Here is a 5,178-nt window from a genome sequence, read left to right as displayed (position 1 = left end):
GCTGAGGGGCAGGTTAAGAGCCACACAACAGCACCAACACCAACACCAACACCAACACCAACACAGGGGGGGGTGAAGAACCCACGCCTCAGCTCATCCATTAACCTCAAGTCCGACAGACTGCTAGTAGGTGGCGATGCGCCTCGCGGATGCTCGGGTGAGGTGCATCATCCAGCCGGTCACGCAGGCGTAGCGTGGCAGTGCCCAGGTCGAGCCCGGTCAAACCAAGAATAAAAAGATGGCGTTGTTGTTCTGGCAGCATGTCGTCGTGTTGGGCAAGCTGCAGCAGGCGGTCCGCCATGTGACCGCTGAAGCGGGTTTCGGCATCGCGAATCGAGCGCCGCGTTAACTCATGAATATCTTTCGAAATAGCGTTGATCAGACGCCGGCGTCTAAGGCGTGTGCCCAGCCCTGGCAGCAGACGAAAGGACATGACCACGCAGCTGAGCCCGATCACCACGGCCACCACCCGGTTGGCGAAACTGTCGAACGAGAAGTCCATGCCGTTGCCGGGCATGGTGAGCAGGATATTGAAAATGGTAAATGCCAGGCAGTAACCCATGGTCGCCGGGTTGGTGGCGCCCAGCAGGCCTAGAAACAGCGGCGTGCCAAACAGCATGGCCAGCATCGGAAAGCCATTGGCCTGTGAGAGCAACACATGGCCGAATAGAAAGGCGCTGGGGATTGCCGCCAGCATGCCTTTGTAGAACATCATAGTGATCGCGATAGGGTTGTCACGGCTGGCGAAGAACGCGGAAAACAGCGTGCCGAGCATCATCGCAATCATGGCGCTCTGCCAGGCGGTGACAATCCAAAAAGTCGCCAGTAGCGAGAACAAAAGACCCGAGCGTATAGCGTTGATACTGGCGGCGAGGTGGTCACGGTGCCAGGCCAGTGGCGAAGAACGAAGCTTATGGCTTGCCGGTGAGGCAATCGCCTCGCGGGCGTCAAGCATGACCATGGCGTGACCGATCGATTCACGTAGCCCCAGGCGGAGGCGACGGTCGAGAGGGGCAAGGCTGGCTTCTTCTTCACTTTCATGAACCCGATGTCGTAACCCCTGCAGGGCTTTGCGGGCGTCAGCCACTCCTTTGACATGTTCGGCATCGCGAAAACCATTCGCTACCTGACCCGCAAGCTCGATACTTTCAGGGGCAAGGCGGTCAGCGTGGTCGTGCATCAATTGGTGAAGCGCCTGCAGGTTGGCGAAAAAGCGCAATGTGCGTCGCGTTAGAACATGGGTAGCACGCACTCGGCCGGGGCCCACTGGGCCTTCAAAACGAGCCGCCTGGCTGTCGGTTTCCAGCACGGCCAGCGGGGTGAGGCTACCGCGCAGGGCCTCCTGCATGGCAGCTATATCGTCGCTGGCTTCCAAGCGTAGGGCGGCGTGGGTGAAGGCCTCGTTAATCACCGTGTCGGCCTGGGTGGCCAAATGTGTGCCCACATGAGAGGGCCATAACAGTGCGCTGACCAGCATGGCGCACAGGGCACCCAACCCCAGTTCGGTCATGCGTGCCACAGCAATGTCGAAAATTCCGGCTGGGGTGCTGCCACTGGAAATCACCACGATCAACATGGCTGTCACGGCGGCCATGAGGCAGCCGTAGGTGTAGTTATTGCGCCACAGCGAGCCGACGTAGGTACACAGCATAATCCAGCAGGTGAGCGTGAGCAGTGCGGGCAGGCGTGCCTGGGCAAACAGCGCCATGATGAAGATACTCACGATAGCGCCCAGCGCGGTGCCACCCAACTGACAGAGGCCTTTCTCGACGACCATGCCACTCATGGGGCGAATTTGCAGAAACGCCGCGGAAATCAGCGCCCAGTAGGGGCGCTCCACATCGAAAGCCAGCGCGACGTAAAGCGCTAGCATCATGGCCAGCGTGGTTTTAATGGCAAACTTTACCGCCGTGGCGTTAGGCGTGAAGTAGGTGCGCAAAAAGGGCGGCATGGTTACGGCGAAGTGGCCTGAGAAGACGATTCAGGGTGGATGTGCACGGTTGCGGTCATGCCCACGCTTAGCAGGGTGTCGTCGGGTACCGCGTCTAAGGTGATGCGCACGGGGATGCGCTGGGCTAGGCGTACCCAGCTAAAGGTGGGCTCAACTTGAGGCAGTAGCTGTTGATTGAGGGTGGTGTTGCTGTCGGCAATGCCACGCCCAATGCCCGCCACTCGCCCATTCAGGTGGGTATTGCCATTCATTAGTACTACCTCTGCCGGGTCGCCCACCTTAATTGAGGCCATTTTGGTCTCTTCGAAATAACCCATGACGTAGTAGGAGTCATCGGCAATGAGCGCCATCACGGGCGTGCCGCGATTGACGAAGTTACCGGTGGTGAGCTGAACATTGAGCACGTGCCCGCTAACAGGAGCGACGACCTGGGTGCGTGCCTGATCAAGTTGCGCACTCTCCAACGCGGATTGAGCCTGCTTGACATCGGCTTCGGCAATGCGCGAGTTGATTTGGGCGATCTGCTGGGCTTCGGCGCTAATGGCTTGGCTGTTACCCAACTGGTTGCGGCGTCCAGCTTCCGCACGATTGAGTTCTAAGGTGGCTTGGCGATGTTCTAGCGTGGCTTGAGCGCTGTCGACGGCGGCTTGGTAGCGGGTGTCGTCAATGGTGAACAGCGTTTCGCCCTCAGCAATATAATCGGTGTCGGCCACTTCAAGGCTATTTACCCAGCCGGTGACATCCGGTGCAATAGTGACGACCTCGGCGTGAACACGAGCGTCGCGGGTCCAGGGGGTATAGAGGTAGTAACGCCACAGCCAAGCACCGGCGGCGATAGCAATGGCAACGATGATCAGAGTGAGCAAAATACGAAGCGAAGGGCGCATCAACAGTTCTCTCAAGGGCTGCTACAAGGGCTATATCACAGGCGTTCAAGCAAGACGGTAAACAGAAAAGTGGTTGCCGCCATTAAGATGACAAAAAGCGAGATATCGAACCAGGCTTCATACCAGAGTGCATGCTCACCAACCACCCAGTGCAGCAGCGAGCGAATGACCAGTGTGCCGATAAAAGCCATCAGCGCGTAGATCAGCAGTGGACTGAGATAGATGCCGCCAACGGCAATTTCTTGAAGGCCCATAACATCCTTACTTGGCAGGGTGTTGATAATGATAAAAGCAATATTAGCCTGTTAACAATAGACGGGTCAGGGACTTTTTCTCCCTTTAATACTCAGAATAAAGGATGAAATCGAGCCGGTTTAGCGATGCCATAATGTCGTTATCCCTGCAAATACTTGCCTGGAAGCCGCTCGGCCAAAAACTCCATAAATAGCCGTGTACGCTGAGAAAGTGTGGCTTGGCGATAGTAAACAGCGTTCACGGCTTGGGTTTTAAGCTCGGTATAGTCGGGTAAGATGTCAACCAGTGCTCCCTTCTGGCGAGGAGCGATGGTCATAAAGTCGGCCAAGCAAACAATGCCTTCTCCGGCGATGGCTAGTTCTATGAGCGTGCTACCGCTAGAGGCAGAGAGTGTTGGTGAGATGTGCAAACGCTTACCGTCGGCGCCGATGAGCGGCCACTGATTAAGGTGTTCTAACTGACTAAAACCCATCAGGCTGTGTTGCGCTAATTCATCAATGCTTTGCGGAGCACCGTGACGTTGAATATAGCTGGGGCTAGCGAGAAGTCGCAGCGGGCTATGTCCCAGCAGGCGAGCATGAAGGGAGGAGTCTTCCAAATCGCCGATGCGAATGGCTAAATCGACTCGCTGTTCCAGCAGATCGACAAACCGGTCGTGGGTATCCAATTCCAACGTAATGCCGGGGTAACGGGCACGGAATTCGCCAATGACCGGCACGATCACAAACTGCATAAAACTAGGGGCGGCGTTAACCCGAAGTCTTCCTTGAGGCTGGTTGTGGCGGTCGAGCAGGGCCTCTTCGGCCTCTTCCACGGCGGCCAGGATGCGTCGGCAGTGGGCGAGAAAGGTTTCCCCTTCTTCGGTCAGTTCCAAACGGCGGGTCGTGCGGCGCAGCAGCGTCGTGCCAAGCTTTTGCTCCAGGCGGTTTAGCGCACGGCTGACGCCTGACACGGTAATACCTAACCGTTCAGCAGCGGCGGTAATTGAGCCGCAATCCACCACGGTGATAAACGCCTGCTGCTCTTCCAGGGTGCTTTTCATCGTTGGTTTGAGGTACCTCGATAAAAGGTTGATTATTGATTTTAGCGCAAAAGTCTCTTGCTAGATGTTTGGTTTTTCTTTCCTGCTCTGCACTGCACAATACTCGCCAATTAATGCCCTGCTTACTTCTGTTAAGCGGGGTGGTCACGATATACGGTGAGGTTGAAGCAATGAAGATACTGTTAATCAATGGCGGTAAAGCGTTTGCCCACTCTGGTGGTGAACTCAACAATACCCTGCATGCCGTGGCGGTGGATACGCTGAAAGAGCTAGGCCATGAAGTACGCGAAACGGTTATCGAGCAGGGCTATGAGGTTGCCACCGAAGTGCAAAACTACCTCTGGGCGGACAGCATTGTGTATCAAATGCCCGGCTGGTGGATGGGCACCCCCTGGACCGTCAAGCGCTACATTGATGAAGTCTTCACTGAAGGCCATGGCTCTCTGTACGCCAGCGATGGTCGCACTCGTCAAGACCCAACCCAACAGTACGGAAGCGGCGGCCTGCTGCAAGGCCGCCACTACATGCTGTCGCTGACCTGGAACGCGCCGATTGAAGCGTTCGACGAGCCGGGTAACTTCTTCGAAGGCCGTGGGGTGGATGGCGTGTACTTCCCGTTCCATAAGTCTCAGGAGTTCATTGGCCTTGCAGCTCAGCCAACCTTTATTGCCAATGATGTGATAAAGGTGCCGAACGTAGAGCGTGATAAAGCCGCTTACCGCACCCACTTGCGCCGCGTGTTTGGTTAATTCGCCACGCTGCTAAAGCATTCACACACGCATCAACACAAGCGCCCACCGACGTCGGTGGGCGCTTTTTTGTGGTGCGCCAGGCATGGCGCGCAGCGCCAATTAGGCGCTATCCGGTCCGCCGTGGTGGTTGGCCGGATGACTTGGGGGTGAAAGTCCCCTACGGCCCCTGATAGCGGGAACCGTTAGCTGAACAGCAAGGGTGTTCGTCGTGAGGCGGAATCTGAAGGAAGCTGTAGGCAAACTCCTGGCCCGACGAACAGGAACCGCATATGAGGCAGCCACATCTGGGCG

General features: G+C 56.7%; 5 protein-coding genes. 1 reads left to right on the top strand and 4 read right to left on the bottom strand.

The features are described from left to right. Positions 1-106 precede the first annotated feature (106 nt). The 4 genes from L1249_RS17100 to L1249_RS17085 all read right to left on the bottom strand — a co-directional run bounded on the left by L1249_RS17100 (position 107) and on the right by L1249_RS17085 (position 4,135). Positions 107-1,951 (bottom strand): FUSC family protein, encoded by a 1,845-nt coding sequence (locus L1249_RS17100; protein ID WP_235253794.1) that lies wholly within the window; start codon positions 1,949-1,951, stop codon positions 107-109. Positions 1,952-1,953: 2 nt separating this feature from the next. After that, positions 1,954-2,838 carry an efflux RND transporter periplasmic adaptor subunit gene (locus tag L1249_RS17095; RefSeq protein ID WP_044629810.1) on the bottom strand — a complete coding sequence of 295 codons (885 nt, stop codon included), beginning with the start codon at positions 2,836-2,838 and terminating at the stop codon, positions 1,954-1,956. Between the two features lie 35 nt (positions 2,839-2,873). Then, a complete protein-coding gene (locus tag L1249_RS17090; RefSeq protein ID WP_089675420.1) occupies positions 2,874-3,092 on the bottom strand; it encodes a DUF1656 domain-containing protein in 219 nt (72 codons plus the stop codon). Positions 3,093-3,232: 140 nt separating this feature from the next. Continuing rightward, on the bottom strand, positions 3,233-4,135 hold the full coding sequence (locus L1249_RS17085; protein ID WP_044629808.1) for a LysR family transcriptional regulator: 903 nt from the start codon (positions 4,133-4,135) through the stop codon (positions 3,233-3,235). Positions 4,136-4,305: 170 nt separating this feature from the next. Between L1249_RS17085 and L1249_RS17080 the strand changes: the two genes are divergently transcribed. Then, positions 4,306-4,884 (top strand): NAD(P)H-dependent oxidoreductase, encoded by a 579-nt coding sequence (locus L1249_RS17080; RefSeq protein WP_089675418.1) that lies wholly within the window; start codon positions 4,306-4,308, stop codon positions 4,882-4,884. Positions 4,885-5,178 lie beyond the last annotated feature (294 nt).

The organism is Halomonas sp. Cn5-12 (assembly GCF_021532545.1).
Lineage (GTDB): Bacteria > Pseudomonadota > Gammaproteobacteria > Pseudomonadales > Halomonadaceae > Vreelandella > Vreelandella aquamarina.
This window is presented reverse-complemented; position numbering and strand designations above follow the sequence as displayed.

Bases quoted from the DNA above. Each gene is read 5' to 3' on its own strand.
- L1249_RS17100 (WP_235253794.1), bottom strand. From the start codon at position 1,951: ATGCCGCCCTTTTTGCGCACCTACTTCACGCCTAACGCCACGGCGGTA.
- L1249_RS17095 (WP_044629810.1), bottom strand. From the start codon at position 2,838: ATGCGCCCTTCGCTTCGTATTTTGCTCACTCTGATCATCGTTGCCATT.
- L1249_RS17085 (WP_044629808.1), bottom strand. From the start codon at position 4,135: ATGAAAAGCACCCTGGAAGAGCAGCAGGCGTTTATCACCGTGGTGGAT.
- L1249_RS17080 (WP_089675418.1), top strand. From the start codon at position 4,306: ATGAAGATACTGTTAATCAATGGCGGTAAAGCGTTTGCCCACTCTGGT.
- L1249_RS17090 (WP_089675420.1), bottom strand. From the start codon at position 3,092: ATGGGCCTTCAAGAAATTGCCGTTGGCGGCATCTATCTCAGTCCACTG.